General features: G+C 72.0%; 19 protein-coding genes. 12 read left to right on the top strand and 7 right to left on the bottom strand.

Annotated features, from left to right (window positions below):
• Nucleotides 1-49: 49 nt before the first annotated feature.
• The 4 genes from BLV01_RS14525 to soxR form a co-directional block, all read right to left on the bottom strand.
• The gene (locus BLV01_RS14525; protein ID WP_091800921.1) at nucleotides 50-343 is read right to left on the bottom strand and encodes a DUF6916 family protein; all 294 of its coding nucleotides are present in this window, start codon (nucleotides 341-343) and stop codon (nucleotides 50-52) included.
• Nucleotides 344-1,185: 842 nt separating this feature from the next.
• A complete protein-coding gene (locus BLV01_RS14520; RefSeq protein ID WP_139178701.1) occupies nucleotides 1,186-1,764 on the bottom strand; it encodes an Ig-like domain-containing protein in 579 nt (192 codons plus the stop codon).
• A gap of 500 nt (nucleotides 1,765-2,264) precedes the next feature.
• On the bottom strand, nucleotides 2,265-2,774 hold the full coding sequence (locus BLV01_RS14515) for a DUF1993 domain-containing protein (protein ID WP_091800915.1): 510 nt from the start codon (nucleotides 2,772-2,774) through the stop codon (nucleotides 2,265-2,267).
• 149 nt (nucleotides 2,775-2,923) lie between these two features.
• On the bottom strand, nucleotides 2,924-3,406 hold the full coding sequence (gene soxR / locus BLV01_RS14510; protein ID WP_091800992.1) for a redox-sensitive transcriptional activator SoxR: 483 nt from the start codon (nucleotides 3,404-3,406) through the stop codon (nucleotides 2,924-2,926).
• A 128-nt stretch (nucleotides 3,407-3,534) separates the two neighbouring features.
• Here soxR and BLV01_RS14505 point away from each other — a divergent pair, with 128 nt between their 5' ends.
• The gene (locus tag BLV01_RS14505; protein WP_091800913.1) at nucleotides 3,535-4,527 is read left to right on the top strand and encodes an NADP-dependent oxidoreductase; all 993 of its coding nucleotides are present in this window, start codon (nucleotides 3,535-3,537) and stop codon (nucleotides 4,525-4,527) included.
• 473 nt (nucleotides 4,528-5,000) lie between these two features.
• Nucleotides 5,001-6,470 carry an MFS transporter gene (locus BLV01_RS14500; RefSeq protein WP_091800910.1) on the top strand — a complete coding sequence of 490 codons (1,470 nt, stop codon included), beginning with the start codon at nucleotides 5,001-5,003 and terminating at the stop codon, nucleotides 6,468-6,470.
• A 116-nt stretch (nucleotides 6,471-6,586) separates the two neighbouring features.
• On the opposite strand, the gene BLV01_RS14495 is transcribed toward BLV01_RS14500, so the two are convergent.
• The gene (locus tag BLV01_RS14495) at nucleotides 6,587-7,804 is read right to left on the bottom strand and encodes a glycosyltransferase (protein ID WP_091800907.1); all 1,218 of its coding nucleotides are present in this window, start codon (nucleotides 7,802-7,804) and stop codon (nucleotides 6,587-6,589) included.
• A 308-nt stretch (nucleotides 7,805-8,112) separates the two neighbouring features.
• Here BLV01_RS14495 and BLV01_RS14490 point away from each other — a divergent pair, with 308 nt between their 5' ends.
• The 3 genes from BLV01_RS14490 (at nucleotide 8,113) to BLV01_RS14480 (ending at nucleotide 11,486) form a co-directional block, all read left to right on the top strand.
• Entirely contained in the window at nucleotides 8,113-9,621 is a 1,509-nt protein-coding gene (locus BLV01_RS14490; protein ID WP_091800905.1) for a phospholipase D family protein, read from the top strand.
• A 189-nt stretch (nucleotides 9,622-9,810) separates the two neighbouring features.
• The gene (locus BLV01_RS14485; protein WP_091800901.1) at nucleotides 9,811-10,320 is read left to right on the top strand and encodes a YgjP-like metallopeptidase domain-containing protein; all 510 of its coding nucleotides are present in this window, start codon (nucleotides 9,811-9,813) and stop codon (nucleotides 10,318-10,320) included.
• A gap of 350 nt (nucleotides 10,321-10,670) precedes the next feature.
• Nucleotides 10,671-11,486 carry a 2OG-Fe(II) oxygenase gene (locus BLV01_RS14480; protein WP_091800897.1) on the top strand — a complete coding sequence of 272 codons (816 nt, stop codon included), beginning with the start codon at nucleotides 10,671-10,673 and terminating at the stop codon, nucleotides 11,484-11,486.
• A gap of 63 nt (nucleotides 11,487-11,549) precedes the next feature.
• On the opposite strand, the gene BLV01_RS14475 is transcribed toward BLV01_RS14480, so the two are convergent.
• Nucleotides 11,550-12,830, bottom strand: coding sequence for an MFS transporter (locus BLV01_RS14475; RefSeq protein WP_091800894.1), 1,281 nt, complete (start codon nucleotides 12,828-12,830; stop codon nucleotides 11,550-11,552).
• Between the two features lie 196 nt (nucleotides 12,831-13,026).
• Here BLV01_RS14475 and BLV01_RS14470 point away from each other — a divergent pair, with 196 nt between their 5' ends.
• From BLV01_RS14470 to BLV01_RS14445, 6 genes are all read left to right on the top strand, one after another.
• A complete protein-coding gene (locus BLV01_RS14470; protein ID WP_091800891.1) occupies nucleotides 13,027-14,142 on the top strand; it encodes an oxidoreductase in 1,116 nt (371 codons plus the stop codon).
• Between the two features lie 621 nt (nucleotides 14,143-14,763).
• Complete coding sequence (locus BLV01_RS14465; protein WP_091800888.1) at nucleotides 14,764-15,570, top strand: hypothetical protein; 807 nt, start codon at nucleotides 14,764-14,766, stop codon at nucleotides 15,568-15,570.
• A 241-nt stretch (nucleotides 15,571-15,811) separates the two neighbouring features.
• Nucleotides 15,812-16,675 (top strand): AraC family transcriptional regulator, encoded by an 864-nt coding sequence (locus BLV01_RS14460; protein WP_217633513.1) that lies wholly within the window; start codon nucleotides 15,812-15,814, stop codon nucleotides 16,673-16,675.
• A gap of 275 nt (nucleotides 16,676-16,950) precedes the next feature.
• Complete coding sequence (locus BLV01_RS14455) at nucleotides 16,951-18,120, top strand: carboxylate-amine ligase (RefSeq protein ID WP_091800885.1); 1,170 nt, start codon at nucleotides 16,951-16,953, stop codon at nucleotides 18,118-18,120.
• Nucleotides 18,117-18,923, top strand: coding sequence for a gamma-glutamyl-gamma-aminobutyrate hydrolase family protein (locus BLV01_RS14450; protein ID WP_091800882.1), 807 nt, complete (start codon nucleotides 18,117-18,119; stop codon nucleotides 18,921-18,923). Before BLV01_RS14455 ends, BLV01_RS14450 begins: the two co-directional genes overlap by 4 nt.
• A 127-nt stretch (nucleotides 18,924-19,050) precedes the next feature.
• A complete protein-coding gene (locus BLV01_RS14445; RefSeq protein WP_091800879.1) occupies nucleotides 19,051-19,869 on the top strand; it encodes a hypothetical protein in 819 nt (272 codons plus the stop codon).
• 263 nt (nucleotides 19,870-20,132) lie between these two features.
• On the opposite strand, the gene BLV01_RS14440 is transcribed toward BLV01_RS14445, so the two are convergent.
• The gene (locus BLV01_RS14440) at nucleotides 20,133-22,208 is read right to left on the bottom strand and encodes a S8 family serine peptidase (protein WP_091800876.1); all 2,076 of its coding nucleotides are present in this window, start codon (nucleotides 22,206-22,208) and stop codon (nucleotides 20,133-20,135) included.
• Between the two features lie 575 nt (nucleotides 22,209-22,783).
• Between BLV01_RS14440 and BLV01_RS14435 the strand changes: the two genes are divergently transcribed.
• Entirely contained in the window at nucleotides 22,784-23,554 is a 771-nt protein-coding gene (locus BLV01_RS14435) for a DUF4141 domain-containing protein (RefSeq protein ID WP_254782650.1), read from the top strand.
• Nucleotides 23,555-23,583 lie beyond the last annotated feature (29 nt).

Here is a 23,583-nt window from a genome sequence, read left to right as displayed (position 1 = left end):
ACGCGCCGAGGCGAAGCGATGCCCGCGCAGACGCGCGCGGGCCGGCCGGTCAGTTGAACACGGCCTGGTAGAGGAAGCCCTCGCGCTCGCGCGCGACCGGGACCAGGAAGATGCCGACCTCGCCGATCGAGGCATGCCGCATCGGATAGATCTGCTGCGGGAACAGGAACGCCGAGGCGTTGCGGAACAGCAGCGAGAACGGCACCCGCCCCGCCATCGGCTGCGGCTGGGTGCTCAGCGCGCGCGCCTCGACCAACACGAACGGCACTTCGCCGTCGTTGATGCGCGCGGCGTAGGTCTCGTTCACGTGCGAAGAAAAATGATCGAGCGTCAGCAAGTCCATCGATGCGGGCCTCCCCAAAAGCCGAGGCCGCATCGTCCCTGCGCCGGCGCGCGGATGCAAGCCCCCCGTTGCGCGGCGCGCGCGGTTGGCCGACCGGCGGCGGCGAGGAACGCGTCGTTGCGCGCGCAATCCTCGGCTTCGCGGCGCGGCGCGCATCCGGTCGGAAAGCGTCGGGCCCGACGGCCCTCCCACACCGGCCTGGCTGCGTCCAATGCCAGGGTGGCAGGGCCGTCAGGCCCGACGCCTCGCGATCCGCGGCCGCGCAGTCCGCATCGCCCGGCCCCGGCCGCCACGCCGCGCCCAGGGCGGCGCGGCAGCCGGAGCCGCCGATGTCGCGGGCGTCCTGCCCGCTCGGCTTCCATCACTGACGAGGATGAAAGACGTCCTGTTCCTGCGTACGCGTAGCCGCACGCGGCTTCGCGCAACGCACTTGCGCATGCGCTCGCCCGGCGCCTGCGTCTCCGCCGGCGAACCTGCGAACAAACCCGGCGCGACCGCCGTGCCGCGCCGGCGCCGCATGCGAGCGCCGACCGATGCGCGCGCGTGCTTCGCATCGCGTTTCGGCCCGTACCGGCCGCGGCGGCGCAGATCGATCTGTCTGCGCACGCCGCGGCCGGCCGACACCGGGGAACCGCCGCCACCGCCGCGCCCTGCACGCGGCCGCGCGCTCGCTTCGGCCGTCACCACGACGAGACGACCGCAGCAGCGTGCATGCCAGCGCTGCAGGCGCGGGCGGTGGCGGCATCGGCTCGCGCGCCTGGCGCCGGGAGCCGTCCCCTACCCCATTGCGGGGTCCTGCCGACGCCACCGCGTTGCGCGGCGGCGCCCGAATCGCACGGCGGCTACAAGGCCGCCGCAGCCGTCGCCGGCAGCGCGCGGTCGCGGATCGCGGTCACCGCGACCATCGCCTCCGCGCTCGCCCCGCCGGCCTGCACGCGATAGGTGTAGCTGTCCACGCCGGCGAAGCCCGGATCGGGGCGATAGGTCGCGCGGTCGCGTTCGATCGTGACCCGGCCGTGGCGCGGCGCCTGGACCAGGCTGTAGCGCAGCGGCGCGCCGTTGCCGACGAAACCGCGCAGCGCCACGGTCGAATCGGCGCCGTCGACGCTGTGGGTGACCAGGTCGCCCGCGCGCAGCGGCTCGAAGCGGCGCAGCTGCGCCAGTTCGCGCGCGATCGGCGCCAGCGCCGCGTCGCCGCGCGGCTGCAGCGCGCGCTGGAAGCGTTCGCGGTCCGCGCGCCGCTGCAAGGACCGCTGCTCGGCGTCGTGCGCGCGCGCCTGCTGCGAGGCGGCGGAGACGACCTGGCTGAGGGAAAGGTCGAGAAGTCCATCCTTCGACTGCGGGGCGCCGATCGCGCCCGCTCCCAGCGCGATCAGCGCCAGGCTCAGCACGAGGGGCCCCTGGATACTCTTGTACGGCATGCCAACTCCTTCTGGTGGGATCTTGGGGATCGGGGGATCCGAAGATTCCGGACCGCGCATCCGTGCGCGCGCCGCTTGCGCGATCGCGTCCATGGCCTGGGTCCGGACCCGTTCGCAAGCGCTTGCCGCCAACGGGAAAACATCATCGCAAGCGGGCGTCGCAGGGGCCGAGACCCGATGCGAAGGCGGTCGAAAAACGCGATGGAAAATACGGTGTGCGGCGGCGCGCTGCGCGGCGGTTTTCGCGACTGGACACGGGCATGTCCGGTGTCGCTGCCGGATCGGAAAGCGTCGGGCCTGAAGGCCCTCCCACAACAGCCTCAGGCCTCGGCTCGCGCTTGTGGGAAGGCCTTCAGGCCCGACGCTGTTCGGCCGGATCGCGACAGGCTCCGACACGCGCGGCAAGCCATCCCCTGCAACGAACAAGGCCCGCCGAAGCGGGCCTTTTCATTCGAACCCGGATCCGAACCCGGATCCGATTCCGAATCCGATTCGCCGATTCAGTACTGGCCCATGAAATCGCGCTTGCCGATCTCCACGCCGTTGTTGCGCAAGATCGCGTAGGCGGTGGTGGCATGGAAGAAGAACTGCGGCAGGCCGTAGTGCACCAAATAGTCGCGGCCGTTGAAGCGGCGCTCCTTCGGCGTGCCGGGGCGCAGCACGATCTCGCGGTCGTCCGCGCCTTCGAACAGCGCCGGCTCCAGGCCGTCGAGGAACGCGCGGGTCTTGGCGATCAGCGCCTGCAGTTCGTCGAAGCTGCGCTCGCTGTCGTCGTACACCGGCACCGCCACGTCGGCCAGGCGCGCGCCGATGCCCTTGGCGAAGTCGCAGGCGATCTGGACCTGGCGCAGCAGGGGGAACATGTCGGGGAACAGGCGGGCCTGCAGGTAGGCGTCGGCGTCGATCTTGCGCTCGGCGGCCTGGGCCTGGGTGCGCTCGAGGATCGTGGACAGGCTGCCGAGCAGTTGCTGCAGCACCGGGACGCTGGCGGAGTACATCGATACGGTCATGGCGGAACCGAAGTGGGAGGGAAGCGGACATGGTAACGGTGCGCGGCGAACTGAGCCAAAAGCATCGAACCTGAAGGCCCTGCCACAACCGCGGACTTCTGTGGGAGGGCCTTCAGGTCCGATGCTTTCGCCTCGGCTCGCCCGAACCCTCACTCCTGCGCGCGCTTGCCGCGCCGCTTGGGCCGGCTCTCCTTCAACGCCGCCGCCCAGCGCTGCGCGCCGGAGCCCGCCTCGCCCCAGGCGTCGTCGGGATTGGCCAGCCGGCAGCGGTCCAGCGACAGGCAGCCGCAGCCGATGCATTGGTCCAGGGTGTCGCGCATCAGGCTCAGGTGGGCGATGCGCTGCTCCAGTTCGTCCTTCCACGCCGCCGACAGCCGGCTCCAGTCGGCGCGGGTCGGCACGCGCGAATCCGGCAGCGTGTCCAGCGCCTCGCGGATCGTCGCCAGCGGCATGCCCACGCGCTGCGCGACCCGGATCACCGCGATCCGGCGCAGCGTGTCGCGGCTGTAGCGGCGCTGGTTGCCGCCGGTGCGCACGCTGTGGATCAGGCCCTTGGCCTCGTAGAAGTGCAGCGCCGACACCGCCACCCCGGACCGTTCGGCCACCTGCCCCACGCTCAGTTCCATCGCCATGTTCATGCACCGCCTCGGTCGGTGTGCGCGGCCGGGCCGGAACTGCGGCAAAAAACCGCACGCAGGCCCTTGACCTCAACTTAAGTCCAGGTTCTATGCTGCTCCCCGTCCCAATCAGGCGTCAAGTCATGGCCTCGCAGCGCAAGCGCACGTCCGCGCACGATTCGCTTCCTTCCCCCCGGGTCAAGGCCGTGGTGTTCGACCGCTATGGCGCGCCGGAAGTGCTGCGCGCGATCGAGCTGCCGATGCCGCAGGCCGCCGCCGGCGAAGTGCGGGTGCGGGTGCGCGCGGCCGGCGTGCGGCCCAGCGACATCGCCCTGCGCAGCGGTCTGGGCGTGGGCGCCGCCGGCCGCGGCGGCGCCCGCTTCCCGCACCGGCTCGGCAACGAGTTCGCCGGCGTGGTCGACCAGGTCGGCGCCGGCGTCAGCGGCTTCCAGCCCGGCGACGAAGTGATGGGCTGGGCCGCGGCGATGAGCTACGCCGAGGCGCTGACCGTGCCGGCCGAACAATTGGTGCACAAGCCGCACACCATGACCTGGGCGGTCGCCGGCGCCCTGCCCTCGACCGGACAGACCGCGCACGCCGCGCTGCGCCAGTTGCAGGTCGGCGCCGGGCACACCCTCGTCATCCACGGCGCCGCCGGCGCGTTGGGCTGCGTCGCGGTGCAGTTGGCGGTGGCCTGGGGCGCGCGGGTGATCGGCACCGCCGCCGCGGCCGACCACGACTACCTGCGCACGCTCGGCGCGCAGCCGGTGGCCGACGACGGCGGCGGCATCGAGCGCGCGCGCGCGCTGGCTCCCGGCGGCGTCGATGCGCTGTTCGACGCCAGCGGCGACGACGGCTTCGCGCCGTGGCTGCAGCGCGTCGCTGCGGCGCGCGCGCTGAGCCTGTCGCCGCGCCACGGCCTGCCCGCGCTGCGCAGCCAGCGCAGCCGCGAACGCCTGGCCGAACTGGTGGCCGTGCACCAGCGCCACGGCCTGTTGGTGCCGGTGCGCGAGATGTTCCCGCTGACCCGCGCCGCCGAGGCCCACCGCGCGGTCGAGCGCGGCCCGGCGCGCGGCAAGGTGGTGTTGATGGTGTACGAAGCCATGCCGCTGTCGCTGCTGAGGTTGAGCGCATGAGCGAGCGCAGCGGCGACGCCTCGGGCGGGCACGCGCGGGCGTTGTCGGGAGAGCCTCCGGAGCCGATGGGCCATGTGATCGGGTCGCAGGGCAGCGGAGCCGGAGGCTCTCCCGACAACGTCCGCCACGCGCCGCCTGGCGCGGACGCTTCCATCCCAGTCCCCGACGAACCTATGCTGGCGCAGCGGAGCGGATCGGCCGGGATGGGAGCGTCCGTGCGAGGCGGCGCCGGACCGGACGCGGCGCTCGCAGCGCGAGGCATCGGGGCTGCGGGCCCGGCCGGCAAAGCCGCGGCCGGCTTCGATGCGGGCGAGGATATGGCGGTCGGAACGGGCAGCATCGGGGCTGAAGTCCCTCCCATCAGCGCTTCAGCCGGCTTCGATGCGGGCGAGGATGCGGCGGCCGGAACGGACAGCGTCGGGACTGAAGTCCCTCCCACAAGAGCCGCGGCCAGCTTCGAAGCAGGCGAGGATATGGCAAGCGGAACGCAAAGCACCGGGGTTCAAGCCCCTGCCACCAGCGCCACGGCCGGCTCCGGCTCCGGCGCGGGCGCAGACGAGGCCAACGCGGCGCAACGCGGCGGGCCGGACGACCCCGCCGCGCAGGGCCTGTTCGCGCCGCGTTATCGCGGGCTTACCGCCGGCGCGGTCGCGCTGGTCGCGCTGGTCGGGTTCGAGGCGCTGGCGGTGACCACGGCGATGCCGACCGTGGCACGCGCGCTCGATGGCCTGCCGCTGTACGCGCTGGCCTTCGCCGGGACGCTGGCCGCGAGCGTGGTCGGCATGGTCGCGGCCGGACGCTGGGCCGACGCGCGCGGCCCGGTCGCGCCGCTGCGCCACGGCATCGCCTGGTTCGCGCTGGGCCTGGTGGTGGCCGGGCTGGCGCCGTCGATGGGCTGGCTGGTCGCCGGACGGGTGATCCAGGGCTTCGGCGGCGGGCTGATCTCGGTGGCGCTGTACGTGGTGGTCGGCCGGGTCTATCCGCCGGCGCTGCGGGTCAAGATCTTCGCCGCGTTCGCCGCGGCCTGGGTGCTGCCGGCGATCGTCGGCCCGGCGATCAGCGGCGCCATCGTCGAACACGTCGGCTGGCGCTGGGTGTTCCTGGCGGTGCCGGCGGTCGCGGCGCTGGCCGCGTGCTGGGTGCTGCCGGCGCTGCGCGGGCTGGGCCCGGTGGCGCAGGCCGAACCGCCGCGCCGCGGCGACGCGCTGCGCCTGCCGTGGGCGCTGCTGGCCACCGCCAGCCTGCTGGCCCTGCACTACGGCGGCCAGCAACGCGGCTGGAGCGCGCTGGTGTGGCTGCTGCCGGCCGCCGTCGCGCTGATGCTGGCGGCCTCGCAACTGCTGCCGCGCGGCGCGCTGCGCGCCGCGCGCGGCCTGCCGACCGTGGTCTCGCTGCGCGGCATCGCCGCCGGCGCCTACTTCCTCACCGAGGCCTACATCCCGCTGCTGCTGTCGTCCGAACGCGGGCTGTCGCCGACCTGGGCCGGCGCGGTGCTGACCCTGGGCGCGATCGGCTGGTCGAGCGGCTCGTGGCTGCGCGGCCGCGACGCCCAGCCGCAGCGGCCGTGGCGCTACCTGCAGGCGGGCATGGCGATGATCGCCCTGGGCGTGGCGACGATCGCCGCGATGGCGCTGCTGCGCGCGCCGGTCGCGCTCGGCATCGGCGGTTGGATCGTCGCGGGCCTGGGCATGGGCCTGATCTACCCGACCCTGTCGGTGCTGATGCTGGAACTGTCGCCGCCGCAGGAACAGGGCCGCAACTCCTCGGCGCTGCACCTGGGCGATGCGATCTACACCGCCACCGCGCTGGCCGCGGGCGGCTCGCTGTTCGCCGCGCTGCTGGCGCGCTCGCACACGCTGGCCTATGCCTGCGGGTTCGCGATCGCCCTGGCGCTGGCGCTGCTGGGACTGGCGCTGGCGGCGCGGGTGCGGGTCGCGCGGTGAACGGCGCAAGGGCCTTCAGGCCCGATGCGGTTGGTTCCGATCATGCCGACCTGAAACAAAAGCATCCGGCCTGAAGGCCGTCCCGCAACCGCGGCCGCCTGGTGCCGGGCGGACGCTCAGCGCGCGGCCTGCGCCTGCGTCTTCGACGCTTCCAGCTTGCGCGGCGCGGCCTGCGCCAGGCGCTGGTACAGCGCCACCACCTGCTCCATCAACCCCTGCGTGCTCCAGCCGCGCGCGTCCACCGGCCCGGCCGCCGACAGCTGCGCGCGCAGTTCCGGCGAACGCAGCACCCGCGCCACGTGCGCGGCGAAGTCCTCGACGTTCTCCTCGCTGATCACCGCGCTGCGCGCATCGCGCAGCACGGTCGCGGTGCCCATCACCGCGGTGGAGACGATCGGCACGCCCAACGCCATCGCCTCGATCAGCACCAGGCCCTGGGTCTCGGTCGGCGAGGCGAACACGAAGGCGTCGCCGGCGCGGTAGGCGTCGAGCAGGGTCGTGCGGCGGTCGAGATTGCCGAAGAAACGCACGTTGGCGTCGAGCCCGTATTCCTTCGACAGCCGCTTCAGCCGCTCGGCGTCGGGACCTTCGCCGGCGATGATGAACATCAGCTCGGGAAAATCCGCGACCAGCCGGCGCGCCACCTGCAGCAGGAACGCGATGTTCTTCTCCACCGCCAGCCGGCTCACCGTCACCAGGGTCGGGCGCGCGGCGTCGATGCCGTGCTCGGCGCGGAAGCGCGCGCCGTCGCCGCGCGCGAACTCGCTCAGGTCGATGCCGGTCGGCAGCACCGTGGAGGGAGTGGCGATGCCGTAGTGGTCCAGCACCTCGACCATCTGCGCGGTCGGCACGATCAGGTGATCGACGCCGTGGCAGAGCATGCGCGACAGCCGCCGCGCCACCAGCCGCAGCAGCGCCACCGGCGCCCACGGCAGGTAGTGGCCGATGTATTCCTCGAAATAGGTGTGATACGTCTCCACCGTCGGCCGGCCGGTGCGTTCGGCCAGGCGCACGCCCAGGCGATGGGCCTGGAACGGGGTGTGGATGTGGATCACGTCCCAGTGCCGCTGCGCCAGCTGCGGCAGGATCCGGCGCAGTTCCGGCGCGCGCACCAGCCGGTCCTCGGGATCGAAGAAGATCACCCGCGCCGGCAGCCGGACGATCTCGAACTCGTCGCTGTCGTGCAGTTCCTGGCCGCTGCCTGGGCCGTAGTCCGGCGCCACCAGGGTCACCGCGTGGCCCATGCGCGCCAGCGACTGGGCGAAGGTGCGGATCGAGGTCGACACCCCGTTGACCCGCGGGAAGTACACGTCCGAGAGCATCAGGATGTTCATCCTGCCCAGCCTAGGGCGGGCCGATGACCGATTTGTGTCCCCCGCCGGTGCGGCGCAACCCTTCTGCGGCGTAGGGTTGGCGAGGCGGCGGCCGACGCTTGCGGAAAAGCCCTGTGCCTTGGTGGGCAGGCCCGTGTCCTTGTGGGAGGGCCTTCAGGCCCGATGCCTTCGTACCAGAAAAGCGTCGGGCCTGAAGGCCCTCCCACAAAGGCCTGAGGCCCTCCCGCAAGCGCGCCGCCCCGCACGGCCGAGCTTGCGCAAGCGACCCGCGATCTCGACCATGGCCCACCGTCCCGAACGCAGCATCGATGCCCTCCTCCCCTGATACCGACCGCGATACCGACCCGGACACCGCCCCCGCCCGCCGTCCGCGCCGCGGGCTGCGCCTGGCGCTGGCGCTGTTCGCGCTGGCGTGGATCGCCAGCGCCGTCTACCACGTCTACAAGCCGCTGCCGCCCGGGATCGGCGTCGCCGGCCCGCTGCGCAGCGCGCGCGACGTCGCCCTGCTGACCGATCTCACCTGGACCGACCCGCAGGGCGCGCGCCACAGCGACCAGCACGTGTTCGACGAAGCCCTGCGCCTGATCGGCCAGGCGCGCCGCGCGATCGTCGCCGACCAGTTCCTGTTCAACGATTTCGGCAGCGAGAACTCCGGCGAAGTGCGCTACCGCAAGCTCAGCCAGGAGCTCACCGACGCGCTGGTCGCGCGCAAGCGCGCCGTGCCCGGGCTGACCGTGGTGCTGATCACCGACCCGATCAACACCGTCTACGGCGGCCGCGTCTCGCCGCAGCTGCAGCAGTTGCGCGAGGCCGGCGTGCAGGTCGTGGTCACCGACCTGGCGCGCCTGCGCACGCCGAATCCGGCCTGGTCGGGCCTGTGGCAGCTGTGCTGCCGCTGGGCCGGCAACGACAGCGACGGCGGCTGGCTGCCCAATCCGCTCGGGCCGGGCAAGGTGAGCCTGCGCAGCTGGCTGGCCCTGCTCAACCTCAACGCGAACCATCGCAAGACCCTGGTGGTCGACCAGGGCGAGGACTGGACCGCGCTGGTGGCCTCGGCCAATCCGCACGATGCCAGCAGCCTGCACGGCAACGTCGCCGTGCGTTTCGGCGGCGCCGCCGCGCTCGACCTGCTGGCCAGCGAGCGCGCGGTGGCGGCGCTGTCGGGCGCGGCCTGGCCGCGCGCGCTGCCCACATCGGTTCCGCGCGAAAGCATCGTCGACACCACCAGCGCGCCGCGCGTGCAGGTGCTCACCGAAGGCCGCATCCGCGACGCCCTGCTCGCCGCGGTCGACGGCGCGCGCGGCGGCGACCGCCTGGACATCGCCGTGTTCTATTTCTCCCACCGCCGTCTGGTCGACGCGGTCGCCGCCGCGCACAAGCGCGGGGTGGCGGTGCGGGTGCTGCTGGACCCGAACGAAGACGCGTTCGGACGCAAGAAGAACGGCGTGCCCAACCGCCAGGTCGCCGCCGAACTGGTCGCCGCCGGCGTGCCGCTGCGCTGGTGCGACACCCACGGCGAGCAATGCCACGCCAAGCTGCTGCTGCGCAGCGGCAGCGACGGCAAGATCGAGCTGATCGCCGGCTCGGCCAACTACACCCGCCGCAACCTCGACGACTACAACCTGGAATCCAGCGCGCGGGTGATCGCGCTCGACGACGCGCCGGTCGCGCGGCAGGCGCGGGCGTACTTCGAACGCAGCTGGAGCAACACCGACGGACGCAGCATCAGCGCCGACTACGCCAAGTACGCCGACGACTCGACCCTGCGCAAGATCTGGTACCGGATCGCCGAAGCCAGCGGCCTGTCGAGTTTCTGACCGGAAGCCTCTGTAGGAGCGGCGCGAGCCGCGACCGCGACAACGCAGCTACGCCGAAGCTGTCGTCGCCGTTGCATTGTCGCGGTCGCGGCTTGCGCCGCTCCTACAGTCGGGCTTCGCCGCCGACCGGCGCGGTCGCCGTGCCACCAATGGCCGACACGACCGGCAACGATGCCGTATCGTGCACGCATGGACCCGCTCCGCTACCTGCGCGGCTACCCGCCGCACGTGCTGACCCAAGTGCAAGCGCTGATCGACGCCGGCAAGCTCGGCGAGGCGCTGCGCAAGCGCTACGACCACGGCGGCCACGCGGTGCGCGACGACAAGGCGCTGTTCGCCTACGTGGTGGCGATCAAGGATCGCTACATGCGCAAGGCCGATCCGCTCAACAAGGTGATCTACGACAACAAGCTGCAGGTGGTGAGCCAGGCCCTGGGCACCCATACCGCGATCTCGCGCGTGCAAGGCGGCAGGCTCAAGGCCTCGCGCGAGATCCGCATCGCCACCGTGTTCCGCGACGCGCCCGAGCCGTTCCTGGAGATGATCGCCGTGCACGAGTTGGCCCACCTCAAGCACCGCGAGCACGACAAGGGCTTCTACCAGCTGTGCGCGCACATGAGCCGCGACTACCACCAGCTCGAATTCGACCTGCGCCTGTACCTGACCGCGCAGGAAACCGAAGCCGCCGGCGCGCGCTGAATCCTTCGCCGCTTGCGCCGCCGCGTCCGACGGGTCGCTGCGGCGATGCGCGCTGCCGCTGCCGCGTCGCCCGTGCGCGCCGCGCGCACCCGCGGCGGCGCCCATTCCGGCAAAGTCGGCCGCCAGGCCGGCGCCGCGCCGCGCACGGGCGAACGCCGTGGAAACGGCGCGCTGCACGGCCGGGGTTCGGCCCTTCGCGCCCGCCCGCCCAAGGCGCCCGGCCAGCCTGCGGTCGCAGGAATTGCAGCCTGGATGCACACCCCTCGCGCCGCCGCATTGCCCGCCCCGGGGACCGCCTGCCCCATAGCGGTTAGAATCGGCGGTTCCCACCGAATACCACAGCTCCCGCCATGGACCGCATCGAGATCGGCCGCCTGATCGAACAACGCCTGACCGCCGAATCCGCGGCCCTGCAGGCCCAGTGGCGCGGGCAGTCCTCGATCCGCCACTGCTTCGTCGACGATCTGCTGCCGCCGGCGCTGGCGCAACGCATCCACGCCGCGTTCCCGCCGCCGTCGAGCATGATGCTGCGCAAGAACCTGCGCGAGCTGAAGTACGTGTCGGCGCAGATGGACCAGCACGACCGGCTGCTGGAGGAAATCGTGTTCGCGTTCCAGCAGCCGGGCGTGCTCGAACAGGTGCGCGCGATCACCGCGATGCGCTCGCTGTACCCGGACGAGCACCTGTACGCCGGCGGCATCTCGGTCATGGGCCAGGGCCATTTCCTCAACCCGCACCTGGACAATTCGCACGACAAGGACCGCGAGCGCTATCGCGTGCTGAACCTGCTGTATTACGTGTCGCCGGACTGGAGCCAGGCCGACGGCGCCAACCTGGAGCTGTGGCCGCAGGGCCCGCAGGGCGAGCCGATCACCGTGGTCAGCCGCTTCAACCGCCTCGCGCTGATGGTGACCGACCAACATTCCTGGCACTCGGTGTCGCCCAACCGCAGCGACCGCGCGCGCTGCTGCGTGTCGAACTACTACTTCTCCGACCATCCGGTCGGCGATGCCGACTATTTCCACCCGACCTCGTTCCGCGGCCGCCCCGAGCAGCGCGTGCGCGACCTGGCGCTGCGCGCCGACGCGTCGCTGCGCGGCTGGGTGCGCAAGCTGTTCCCGAAGGGATTGCGCGCGACCCGGCACGTCTACCGCCGCGACCGCTGACCCGCGCCGCGGCGGCGCGCACGCAAGGCCAGGGGACCTGCGCCGGCCCGCCGCGCCGATGGCTCACCCCGCCGGTTCGTCCTCGCGCATCATCAACAGCGCGATCAAGGTCAGCGCGCCGGCGGCGGCCAGGTAATAACCGACGTAGGCCAGGCTGTAGCGCTCGGCCAGGAACATCGCGATCGACGGCGCCAGCGAGGCGCCGAGGATGCCGGCGAAGTTGAACGCCAGCGAGGCGCCGGTGTAGCGCACCGCGGTCGGGAACATCTCCGCCAGGATCGTGCCCAGCGGCCCGTAGGTCAGGCCCATCACGCCCAGGCCCAGGCTCAGGAACGCGAACACGCCCCAGGGGTTGCCGGCCACGAACAGGCGCTCGAACAGCACCCCGAACAGCATCACCGCCAGGGTCGAGACGATCATCGCCAGGCGCCGGCCCTTGCGGTCGGCGAACACCGCCGACAGCGGGATGGTCGCGGCGAAGCACAGCACGCTGCCCAGCTGCAGCAACAGGAACTGGTGGCGGGTGTAGCCCAGGTGCGAGGTGCCCCAGCCCAGCGCGAACACCGTCATCAAGTAGAACAGCACGAACGTCGCCAGCGCGGCGAAGGTGCCGGCGATCAAGGCGCCGGGATGCTTCAGCAGCACGCTGACCATCGGCACCTTGACCCGCTCGTGGTGGTCCATCGCCTTGCGGAACGCCGGCGTCTCGCTGATGCGCAGGCGCACCCACAGGCCGACGAACACCAGCGCCGCGCTGGCCAGGAACGGAATCCGCCAGCCCCAGGCGAAGAACGCCTCGTCGCCCATCAGGTCGGTCAGCAGCAGGAAGATGCCGGTCGACAGGAAGAAGCCGATCGGCGCGCCCAGCTGCGGGAACATGCCGTACCAGGCGCGCTTGCCCGGCGGCGCGTTCTCGGTCGCCAGCAGCACCGCGCCGCCCCACTCGCCGCCCAGGCCCAGGCCCTGGCCGAAGCGGCACAGCGCCAGCGCGATCGGCGCGAGGATGCCGATGCTGTGGTAGGTCGGCAGCAGGCCGATGACCACCGTCGACAGGCCCATCGTCAGCAGCGCCGCCACCAGCGTGGCCTTGCGCCCAATGCGGTCGCCGAAGTGGCCGAACAGCGCCGCGCCGATCGGGCGGGCGAAGAACGCCAGCGCGAACGCGGCCAGCGACTGCAGCTGCGCGGTGTTGGGATCGGCCGAAGGAAAGAACAGCTGCGGGAACACCAGCACCGCGGCGGTGGCGTAGATGTAGAAGTCGAAGAACTCGATGGTGGTGCCGATCAGGCTCGCGAACAGCACGCGCGAGGGGGAATTGACCGTGGCCGGCGCGGCTGCGCTCATCGGGTGTCCGGATTGTGGGGGGAGGTGCTGCATTGATACCCGATCCCGGCCCGGTTCGGCAAAGGCACGAAGGTCGTAGCCCGTGCCGCGGCCGTCGCCGACGCCAGGCGCGCAGGCAGGCGGATCGTCGCGGCCGCTGGCCGCGCGCGGCGCGATCCGGCAAGGTGGACGCTCCCCCGCATCGATCGCCCTGGCCATGAGCGAACCCGCCCCTCTCCGCGTCGCCCTGGTCGGCTACGGCTTCGCCGGCAAGACCTTCCACGCGCCCTTGATCGCGGCCACGCCGGGGCTGGCGCTGGCCGTGGTCGGCTCCAGCGACGCGGCCAAGGTCGGCGCCGATTTTCCCGCCGCCGCGGTCGTCGCCGACCCGCTGCAGGCCGCCACCGACGCGCGCGCCGACCTGGTCGTGATCGCCACCCCCAACCACAGCCACGCGCCGCTCGCGCGCGCCGCGCTGGCCGCGGGCAAGCACGTGGTGGTCGACAAGCCCTTCACCCTGGACCTGGCCCAGGCGCGCGAACTGGCGGCGCTGGCGCAGCGGCACCAGCGACTGCTGTCGGTGTTCCAGAACCGGCGCTGGGACAGCGACTACCTGGGGATCAAGCAGGCGGTCGAATCCGGCCGGCTCGGAACGATCTCGCATTTCGAATCGCGCATCGACCGCTTCCGCCCGCAGGTGCGCGAGCGCTGGCGCGAGCAGGCCGGGCCGGGCACCGGGGTGTGGTGGGACCTGGGCCCGCACCTGGCCGACCAGGCGCTGCAGCTGTTCGGCCCGCCCGAGCGGGTGTTCGCCAGCCTGGCGGTGCAGCGCGAGGGCGCGGTGGTCGCCGACTGGGCGCACGTGGTGCTGGAGTACCCGCGCCTGCGCGCGATCCTGCACGCCGGCATGCTCGCCGCCGGCGGCAGCCCGCGCTTCCTGGTCCACGGCAGCACCGGCACCCTGCTCAAGGCCCAGACCGACCGCCAGGAAGCGCAGTTGCTCGCCGGCCTGGCCCCGGGCGCGCCGGGCTGGGGCGAGGACCCGGACCCGCTGCAGTGGTTCGGCCCGGCCCGCGCCGAACACTGGCCGACGCCGGCCGGGGACCAGCGCGGCTACTACGCGGCCGTGCGCAACGCGCTCCTCGGCCAGGGCCTCAACCCGGTGCCGCCGGCGCAGGCGGTGGCGCTGATGGCGGTGCTCGAAGCGGCGGCCGAGTCGTCCGCGCAGGGACGCGCGATCGCGCCGGACCTGAGCGAGGCCGAACGCGCCGCCGCCGACGAGGCGCGGCTGTGGCGCGCCGAACTGCGCGCATCCTCGCTCGCGCAGCGCTGAGCTTCGCGGGCCGGGCGCGGCGCCGGCGTTTGCGCGCGACGCAAACCGCGGCGGCGCAACCGAAAAAATCTTCGCGCGCGCGCAATCCGCGCGCGCCCGAACCGCGCCGACGGCGGTCACGGTCAACTTCGCTGCCGGACCGCGCGCGCGCCGACGGCGCACGCGCGCGGCGAATCGCAAGCGCGGCCAAACCCGCAAGCGCGCGCCGCGCACACGTGCAGCGATCAATCCATCGCAGATCGGCAAAGCGGAACTAAGCCCGCCGGCTATTGCGCGAAACATCAAGGTTTCGCCGCCGCGCGCTTTCCTACTCTGGGCGCGCTGCAACCGAGCGGCCGCGCCACTCCCCGGCGCGGCGCCGCGACGCAACGGATGCGCCCTTGCCCCTCCTCGGTCCCGCCCGACCCGCGGGCCGTTGCTTATTGCGCCAGGTCCGGCCATGCCGGACCCGAGCCATGACTGCAGTTCGGCGCGGCCCCGGCCGCGCCGCGTTACCGGGGAGTCATCGGCGGCCTCGTCCCTCGCCAACGCTTCGGCGCGCCTGCGCCGACGGCGGCGCGTGCGCGCGGCGCCGGGTCCGCCACCCACCGTCCCTCCCTCTCCACCGAGCAGGTACTCACCATGAATCAGCGCATCTCCCGCTCCGTCCGCCTGGGCGCCCTCGCCTGCGCCCTGGGCCTGTCCTTCGTCGCCACCCACGCCAGCGCGCAGAGCGCGGAAGTCGTCTCCGCCGGGGTCAAGGCCTGCGCGCTCAGCGGCGGCGTCACCGTCACCGTGCTCGGCCTCAACACCGCCCTGCCGCTGCCGTGCACCGGCCAGGCCCAGGTCGCTGCGCCCGGCAGCAAGGAGAACAGCGCGCTCGGCCTCGACGTCGGCCTGCTCGGCCTGGTCAGCGTGGTCAAGCTCGACGTCGCCCGCCAGCGCGCCGACTACACCGACGCCAGCGGCGCCACCGCGCTGGACGGCCGCTCCAGCGTCGGCGGCCTGAGCCTGGTGCAGAACCTGGTCGCGCTGGAAGGCGCCACCGGCGCGCTGTCGTGCGACTCGCTGACCGGCAGCACCGTGCTGCACTGCCAGGCCAGCGCCGACGTCGCCAACGTGCGCATCGCCGGCGGCAGCGTCATCACCGTGCCCTCGCCGCTGCCGAAGAACTTCGCCGTGCCGGTCGGCGGCAGCATCCGCCTGGTCGTGCTCGGCATCCCGGTGGAAGTGCCGGTCGGCGGCGCGCTGACCCTCAACAGCGTCGCCACCGCCGGCGTCGGCAGCGCCAACGTCAACGTCGTGCACAAGCCGGTGCAGCTGACCCTGGGCGGCAGCGTCTCGGTCGGCGGCCTGGGCCTGATCGGCGTGCAGGTCGAAGCCGCCGCCACGCCCTCGACGATCACCGTGCGCGGCCGCTCGCCGTTCACCGCGGTCAACGTGGACTGAGCGGCTCGGCCGGGTTATGAGCGCCCCGCGTCGGCGACGACGCGGGGCGTTTGTTTTTGGCCGCAGCAAAGCCGAACGCGCAACGGTGGGCGGCGCGGCAAGCCCGTCCTTGCCTGCTCGCATGCCCCCGATCCCCTCGCGCCGGCAGCGACGCGCTATCCTCCCGCCCGCCGCAACTGCGCAACCTCGATCAACTCTCCCCTGCCATCCTGCCGCGGCACGACGACGACGGAGCACGCCCTTGGTCCGCAGCACCACCTTCGCGCACTACAGCGCCCGCATCGAGAAGGTGGTCGCGTTCATGGCTCAGCGCCTGGACCAGCCGCTGACCCTGGCCCAACTGGCCGAGGCCGGGCATTTCTCGCCGTATCACTTCCACCGCGTCTACCGCGGCCTGATGGGCGAGACCATCGCCAGCACCCAGCGCCGGCTGCGCCTGCACCGGGCCGCGCACGAACTGCTGCACGGCCACGACGGCATCGCCCGCATCGCCCAGCGCGCGGGCTACGCCAGCGTCGCCGCGTTCACCCGCGCGTTCGGCGGCGCCTACGCGCAGACCCCGGCGGCGTTCCGCAAGCGTCGTGCCGCCCCGCCCGCGCTGACCCGCGCGGACTTCGACCCGACCCTGGAGAGCCTCATGTACACCGCGCAGATTTCCACCCTCGCCCCGCACCGCGCCGTGGCCCTGCCGCACCGCGGCGACTACAACGGCATCGGCGCCCAGTTCGAGCGCCTGTACGGCTGGGCCGGCGCCCTGGGCCTGCTCGCCGCGCAGCCGCCGCGCGCGTTCGGGATCTACTACGACAGCCCGGCCGACACGCCCGCCGAAAGCCTGCGCTCGGACGCCTGCCTGGCGGTGCCGGCCGCCACCGCGCCCGGCGAGGGCATGCGCTGGGTCGAGATCGCCGGCGGCCGCCACGCAGTGGTGATCCACACCGGCCCCTACAGCGAACTGCAGCGCGCCTACGACTGGCTGTTCTGCCAATGGCTGCCGGCCAGCGGCGAGGAAGCCGGCGACGCGCCGGTGTACGAGGAATACCTCAACGACAGCCGCAGCCTGCCGCCGGAGCAGTGGCAAACCTCGATCTGCCTGCCGCTTAAGTAACCGTCCGAAACCCCTTGTAGGAGCGGCGCAAGCCGCGACCGCGACAACGCAACTGCGATGAAGGCGGCGACGCAGTTGGGGTGTCGCGGTCGCGGCTCGCGCCGCCCCTGCAGCTCGCGCCGCTCCTACAGTGCGCGTGCATGCTCTCGCCGCGCTTACGGATTCGCGCCGCGTCCTCGCGCCGCTTCAACGGATTCTTAGCGTTCAGCGCGTTAAGTTTCCCCCATGACGAATCCGCCCCGTTCGACCCGCCCGCCGTCCCGCGGCCGCCTGCGATGAGCGCGCAGTGCGATTACAGCTTCGGCATCGAGGAAGAGTTCTTCCTGGTCCGCCCGCACAGCCGCCTGCTCGCCACCCAGGTGCCCGCGCGCCTGCTCAAGCGCGCGCGCGCCGAACTCGGCGAGAGCATCGAGAGCGAACTGCTGCAGGCGCAGATCGAGATCGCCTCGCCGGTGCAGTGCGACATCGGCCAGGCCCGCCGCCAGCTCGGCGAGCTGCGCCGCGGCCTGGCCGAACTGGCGCACGAGCACGGCCTGGCCCTGCTCGCCGCCGGCACCCATCCGCTGGGCCAGTGGCGCGAGCAGAGCCAGACCGACAAACCGCGCTACCGGCAACTGGTGGAGGATTTCCAGATCGTCGCCCGGCGCAGCCAGGTCTGCGGCCTGCACGTGCACGTGCAGCTGCCCGACGGCGTCGACCGGGTCCAGGCGATGAACCGGGCGATGCCGTGGCTGCCGCTGCTGCTGGCGCTGTCGACCTCCTCGCCGTTCTGGGACCGCTTGAACAGCGGGCTGATGAGCTATCGCCAGGCCATGTACGACGAATGGCCGCGCACCGGCATCCCCGATTTCTTCGCCGGCGAAGCCGAATACGACGCCTTCGCCGACCTGCTGCGGCGCGCCGGCGCGATCGCCGACGCCGGCTCGCTGTGGTGGGCGATCCGGCCGTCGCCGAACTTCCCCACCGTCGAGCTGCGCATCGCCGACGCCTGCACCCATCTGGACGACAGCCTCGCCATCGCCGCGCTGTTCCGCTGCCTGATGCGCCACATCGCCCGCCGCCGCGCCGAACCGCCGCCGTGCGACGCGGCCACCCGCCGGCTGATCGACGAGAACCGCTGGCGGGCCAAGCGCTCGGGCCTGCAGGCGCAGTTCATCGACGCGCACGGCCGCAGCGAACCGGCGCTGGCGCAGCTGCGGCGCCTGCGCGAGCTGGTCGCCGAAGACGCCGCCGCGCTCGACTGCACCCAGGCGCTGCGGCACCTGGACACCATCGCCGAACGCGGCACCAGCGCGCACGCGCAGCTGGCGATCTACCGCGAACACCGCCAGCGCGGCGCCAGCCGCAACAGCGCGCTCAAGGCGGTGGTCGACTGGCTGCTGCACGCCACCGTTCCCGCCGCGGCCGACGCCGCGCCTCCCCGCTCCGCACCGGATACGCCATGAACCAGCCCGCCCGCAAACTGCTGATCGGCCTGTCGCCGCGCATGATGCGCAACCTGCCGCCCGAGTACGGCTTCCGCAACAAGACCCTGCAGTACCTGGAACAATCGATGGCGCACTGGGTCATGGCCAGCGGCGCGCTGGTGACGATGATCCCCACCGTCGACGCCGAAGGCGCGGTGCAGGCCAGCGACCTGTCGGTACGCGACTACGCCGGCGCGCTCGACGGCCTGATCCTGCAGGGCGGCGCCGACATCGACCCGGTCGCCTACGGCGAGCGTCCCAGCGAACTGCTGATGACCACCGACCCGGACCGCGACCGCTTCGAGCTGAGCCTGCTGCGCGCCTTCGTCGAGCTCGGCAAGCCGGTGCTCGGGGTCTGCCGCGGCATGCAGCTGATCAACGTCGCCCACGGCGGCAGCCTGTACCAGGACCTGGTCGGCGCCGGCGCCACCCGCGCCCAGCACTACATCCCGGCCCAGTACGACGAACACAAGCACGCCCTGCGCATGCGCGAAGGCGGCTGGCTGGCCGCGCTGTATCCGCAGGTGGCGCAGCCGCAGGTCAATTCGATCCATCACCAGGGCATCAAGAACCTCGGCGACGGCCTGGAAGTGGAGGCCTGGTCCGAGGACGGCATCCCCGAGTGCGTGCGCGGCCTCGGCGAGGGCTTCGTGGTCGGCGTGCAATGGCATCCGGAGTTCCACGACCACCGCTTCCCCGAACTGCTGCCCGGGCGGCCGCTGCTGATGGCGTTCATCGAGGCCGCGCGCGAACGCGCGCGCGCGCTGGCGCTGGCGGGCTGAAGCGCATTGCGCGCCGCGGCGGGCACGGGCGTGCGCCCGGCCCGCCGGGCGAGGCGAACCGCCGCGCTGCGGTCTTCACGGCGCGCCGGATAAGGTCGGCCCACCTCATCGCAGAAGGAACCGCCGCATGAGCGCCTCACGCTCCGCCGCGCTGCTCGCCGCCGTCGCCGCCTCCGCCTTGCTCGCCGCCTGCCAGCGCGACGCCGCGCCGTCCGCGCCCGCGGCGACCGCCGCAACCGCACAACCGGCCGCGACGCCGGCCGCAACCGATCCGGCCGCGCTGCAGCGCGCCGTCGAGACGCTGATGGCGCAGCAATACGGCGATGCCTTCGACGCGACCCAGCGCTGCTGGAAATTCCACGCCAAGGTCGAAGGCGGCGTCGACGACGATTACTGCATGCGCGCGGGCGCGCCGGAACTGGTCGACCTGCAAGGCCAGCGGCGGCTCTACGTCGCCGCGCACAACCTCGCCGACGCCCAGGGCTATGTCTACGGCCACGTCTCCTCGGGCCTGATGGGCGCGTTCGTGCTGGCCCCCGACGCGCGCGGCGGCTGGACCCTGGTCGCTGGCGACAAGCAGATCCCGTCCGGCAGCTCGGGCTACTGCGGCTGCGACGACGCGCAGCTGGTGCGCATCGGCGCCGACACCATGGCCTGGAAATTCGCCAGCGGCGGCACCGGCCAGGGCATCACCGTGTCGATCTACAGCCTGATCGCGCCGATCGGCGACAAGATCCGCAACCTCAGCGCGATCCCGCAGATCGCCGAGGACGATCAGGACAGCGAGTACAGCGTCGCCATCGACGACAGCGACACCGTCAAGCCGTTCTTCCCGCTGCGGGTGACCAAGCGCACCCAGCAGCCCGGCGGCAACAGCGCGCAGACCGAGCACGTGGTCGAGTTCGATCCGGCCCGGCAGGTTTACGCGTTGCCGGCGGCGAAGTAGCGGCAGCTGCGTGCGGTGGCCGTGGCGATGGAATAGTTGCAGTGACGGCGGCGTAGTTGCAGTGGTGCGGTCGCGGCTTGCGCCGCTCCTACAGGGGCCATCGACGCATCCGCCTGGGCTGCCTGTAGGAGCGGCGCAAGCCGCGACCGCGCCACCGCAGCGACGACGCAAGCACCCATCGAACGAGAACGGGGCGGCCGCAGCCGCCCCGCCCTCGCGCCGGCGCCGCCTTGGCGACGCCGACGCACATCCACCGTCGACGATCAGCTCGCCACGCAGTTGTAGCAGACCAGGGCGAAATCCTGGTCGGTGTCGTCGCCGGAGTTCGGCAACCCGTTGGAGTTGATGTCGGTCGCCCGCACCTCGATGGTGAAGGCGCCGCCGCCGTGCTGCGCGGCCTGCAGGAACACGCCTTCGTTGTTGTTGCGCGCATCCGCCGCGCCGCCGGTCGCCGACCAGCCGCTGGCGTTGAACACATTGCCCAGGAAGGTGCTCGCGCCCGAGCTCACGCGCAGGTCGAGGTTGTTGTTCCAGGCCGGCGTGGTGCCGCCCAGGCCGTGGCCCGGCGCGTCGGTCCACACCAGCATGATCCGCACCGGCTTGCTCGCATCGGCGGCGCGGAAGCTGCGGGTCCAGTTCTCGCCGCTGTTGTTGAACACGTGGGCCTGGTCGAAGTACTGCACCGTCTGCGCCGGACGCAGCACCGGCTCCAGCAGCATCCGCCCCCAGCCCTGCTTGGCGTCGGGCGCGGTGGTCAGGGTGCCGCCGTCGGCGTCGAGCTTGCCGACCAGGTTCTGCGCCACCGCGGTGAACGCGGCGCGGGTCAGCGCCGGGCTCGGCGTCGCCCCGGCGAACTTGTTGCGGTAGTACTGGGTGAACAAGGCGCTGGCGCCGGCGACCTGGGGCGAGGCCATGCTGGTGCCGCACATCAGGCCGTGGCCGGTGGCGCTGTTGGCCGAATCGATCGAGCAGCCCGGCGCGACGATGCCCGGAATGCGGCGGCCGTCCAGCGCCGGCCCGTGCGCGGTGTTGCTGGACAGGTCGTTGATCGCGGCGATCTGCACCGTCGCCGAGGTCTGGCCCTTGGTCGAGCCGACGGTGAAGGTATTCTTGGCCTCGTCCGGCGAACCCTGGCTCTGGGTGCCGCCGTTGCCGTTCATGAACGACAGCACGTAGTTCAGCGGCTGGTCGCCCGGCGCGCTCGGATCGGCGTCGCGCACGCCCACGTCGACCTGGCGGGTGTCGCCGTCGTAGCCGCGCGGCGAACCGCCCGGGCCCCAGCTGTTGCCGGAGATGGTCGCCTTGTTGCGCACCGACTGGGTCATCAGCAACAGCATGCCGCCGGGCTGGGTGAAGAACGGCGAATACACCTGCTCGACCAGCTTCGCCCCCGGCGCCACGCCCAGGCCGCGCAGGAAGCTGCCGGTGGACGCGGTGGCGCGCACGTTGGAGGCGCCGTCGCCGGCCATGATCGCCGCGGTGTGGGTGCCGTGCGCGCTGCTGGCCGAGCCGCCGCAGGTGGTGCCGGTGCACGCGGTCATGCGCGCGGCGAGGTCGGGATGGGTCTGGTGCACGCCGCCGTCGACGTTGGCGATGATCGCGCCGGTGCCGTTCACGCCCAGGCCGCTGAGATAGCTCAGGTAGCCCGGCACCGCGAGGTTGCTGGCGTTGACGTTGCCGGCGTTGATCTGGCTGCTGATCTCGCCGCGCAGGCCGCCGTCGGTGGGCACGCTCTGCACGCTGTACACGCCCGGCGCCTGCGCCAGCAGCGCGAGCTGGTCGGCCGGCACGCGCACGGTCTGGGTCTGCAGCGCGCGATCGACGATCTGCGCGCCCTGCCCGGCATCGGCCGCGCCGATCGCGCCGAGCGTCGCGGCGACGCCGGCGCTGCCGCGGCGGCTGGTCACCCGCACCTCCAGCGCGCCGGCGCTCTTGGCCGCGGCGGCCTGGCGCAGTTGCGGCAGCACCTTGTACGCGGGCAGGAAGTCGCCGCTCCAGCGCACTTCGTTGAGCCCGGCCGCGCGCGCCAGCGCATCGCGCTTGCCCCACACGATGTAGGTGTACGGATGCAGGTACTGCACCGGTTCCAGCCCCTTGCTGCGCAACTCGTCGAGCCAGGCCTGGCGCACCGGGCCCTTGAACTGGACCAGGCGCCAGTCCTCGCCGTCGGCGCGCGCGCGGCCCCAGGTGCTGGCGGCCTGCACCGGCCGTTGCTGGAGCGGATCGAAGCGCATGCCGCCCAGATCCAGTTGATAGTCGGCCTGCGCCTGCGCGGCGGCCAGCGGGGAAGCCAGCGCCAGCGATGCGGCCAGCGCGGTGAGCGTGATGCGACGGTTCATTCGGTTGTCTCCAGGAAAAGTCCGGCCGTCGCCGTCCGTGCGGACGACGTTGGTGTGGAAGCGAACGTGGGCATGTCTCGAACAGCGTAGGTATCGAACAGCCAGGCACCGAACAGCAACGTCCCTGCCGCCTGCGTCGCGGGACGCTGCAAAGACACTGCGCGCGAGCGTGGGGCCGCGTCCACGCCCATACGAACGGCGCGCAGATGCGGCTGTTGCGGGCGATCACAGAACTTCGAACTGCCTGGGATGAACGCGCAGCGCCGAGTGCGGATCCACATTTCGCACGACCGTACGAACAGGCCGGCGTGCATCGGGCTTCAGCGAAAGCGCAGTCCGCTGTCGCAGCGACAGCACGCGGGCACACACATTTCAATAAATGCACGTCGATTGCGCACAACAAAAACACTCGCTAGCCACTGCATCGACACGCTATATCCGGAACGTTTCTGCGCAACCAAAAGTTCCTATTGCGTTCGAATATCCGCTGAGTTTCTATTCCGCGAAAGAATTGCGTCGCAGCGACCGGCCGCGTACGCATCCCTGTCGCGGAAAGCCAGCAAAGGAAGCTCGCCATGTCCCCTGCCGCCGTTCGTCCGGCCGCCAAACGCAAGCGTCCGGCGCGCCTGCTCCCGTTGCTCGCCGCAGCCGTCCTGTTCGCCCAGGCCATCGCGCCGCCGGCGCACGCGCAACTCGTCGTCACCGACCCGGGCAACCTCGGCATCGCGATCAAGGACATGATCGAACAAGGCCTGCAGTACATCGAGCAGGGCAAGCGCTGGTCCGACCAGTACAAGCACTACCAACAACAGTTGGTCAAGCTGCAACAACTGCAGATGCAGCAATCGGCGATGCGCGACGATTTCCCTGAGCGCGATCCGTCCTACGGCATGGACGACATCTGCCCCGGCCCGCGCAGCGAAGGGCTGACCGGCGCGATGAGCGCGTTCAACCCGCAGCTCGATTCCGACCTGGTCGCCGAACAGCGCCGCCTGTGCCAGCGCATGGTCCTGGCCGACAACGCCAAGTACAACGAATCGGTGCGCATGCTCAAGCAGCTGATCCAGCGCAACCGCGAGTTCTCGCAGGTCGAGGGCCAGCGCGGCCAGGTCGGCGACAGCCAGGGCAGCCTCGCCGCCAACGACAACGAGACCCAGCGCTTCATGGTCCGCACCCGCATGGACCTCGACTACTGGCAGGCGCGGATGAAGGCCTACGACGACTATATCGTCGCCCTGCAGAAAGACCAGGCGCGGCTGGCGCGGCGGGCGCTGGAAGGCAAGCCCTCCGGCGGCGTCGGCAAGATCATCCAGAGCCAGGCCATCAAGAGCGCGTTCTCGCTCTGACTCCCCCCTTTCGACCCGACGGACCGAAC

The sequence above is a fragment of the Lysobacter sp. yr284 genome, from assembly GCF_900107375.1.
Classification (GTDB): domain Bacteria; phylum Pseudomonadota; class Gammaproteobacteria; order Xanthomonadales; family Xanthomonadaceae; genus Lysobacter.
The sequence above is the reverse complement of the archived record's forward strand: the minus strand, read 5'-3'. Positions and strand labels throughout refer to the sequence as shown.

Bases quoted from the DNA above. Each gene is read 5' to 3' on its own strand.
- BLV01_RS14525 (WP_091800921.1), bottom strand. From the start codon at position 343: ATGGACTTGCTGACGCTCGATCATTTTTCTTCGCACGTGAACGAGACC.
- BLV01_RS14520 (WP_139178701.1), bottom strand. From the start codon at position 1,764: ATGCCGTACAAGAGTATCCAGGGGCCCCTCGTGCTGAGCCTGGCGCTG.
- BLV01_RS14515 (WP_091800915.1), bottom strand. From the start codon at position 2,774: ATGACCGTATCGATGTACTCCGCCAGCGTCCCGGTGCTGCAGCAACTG.
- soxR (WP_091800992.1), bottom strand. From the start codon at position 3,406: ATGGCGATGGAACTGAGCGTGGGGCAGGTGGCCGAACGGTCCGGGGTG.
- BLV01_RS14505 (WP_091800913.1), top strand. From the start codon at position 3,535: ATGGCCTCGCAGCGCAAGCGCACGTCCGCGCACGATTCGCTTCCTTCC.
- BLV01_RS14500 (WP_091800910.1), top strand. From the start codon at position 5,001: ATGGCAAGCGGAACGCAAAGCACCGGGGTTCAAGCCCCTGCCACCAGC.
- BLV01_RS14495 (WP_091800907.1), bottom strand. From the start codon at position 7,804: ATGAACATCCTGATGCTCTCGGACGTGTACTTCCCGCGGGTCAACGGG.
- BLV01_RS14490 (WP_091800905.1), top strand. From the start codon at position 8,113: ATGCCCTCCTCCCCTGATACCGACCGCGATACCGACCCGGACACCGCC.
- BLV01_RS14485 (WP_091800901.1), top strand. From the start codon at position 9,811: ATGGACCCGCTCCGCTACCTGCGCGGCTACCCGCCGCACGTGCTGACC.
- BLV01_RS14480 (WP_091800897.1), top strand. From the start codon at position 10,671: ATGGACCGCATCGAGATCGGCCGCCTGATCGAACAACGCCTGACCGCC.
- BLV01_RS14475 (WP_091800894.1), bottom strand. From the start codon at position 12,830: ATGAGCGCAGCCGCGCCGGCCACGGTCAATTCCCCCTCGCGCGTGCTG.
- BLV01_RS14470 (WP_091800891.1), top strand. From the start codon at position 13,027: ATGAGCGAACCCGCCCCTCTCCGCGTCGCCCTGGTCGGCTACGGCTTC.
- BLV01_RS14465 (WP_091800888.1), top strand. From the start codon at position 14,764: ATGAATCAGCGCATCTCCCGCTCCGTCCGCCTGGGCGCCCTCGCCTGC.
- BLV01_RS14455 (WP_091800885.1), top strand. From the start codon at position 16,951: ATGAGCGCGCAGTGCGATTACAGCTTCGGCATCGAGGAAGAGTTCTTC.
- BLV01_RS14450 (WP_091800882.1), top strand. From the start codon at position 18,117: ATGAACCAGCCCGCCCGCAAACTGCTGATCGGCCTGTCGCCGCGCATG.
- BLV01_RS14445 (WP_091800879.1), top strand. From the start codon at position 19,051: ATGAGCGCCTCACGCTCCGCCGCGCTGCTCGCCGCCGTCGCCGCCTCC.
- BLV01_RS14440 (WP_091800876.1), bottom strand. From the start codon at position 22,208: ATGAACCGTCGCATCACGCTCACCGCGCTGGCCGCATCGCTGGCGCTG.
- BLV01_RS14435 (WP_254782650.1), top strand. From the start codon at position 22,784: ATGTCCCCTGCCGCCGTTCGTCCGGCCGCCAAACGCAAGCGTCCGGCG.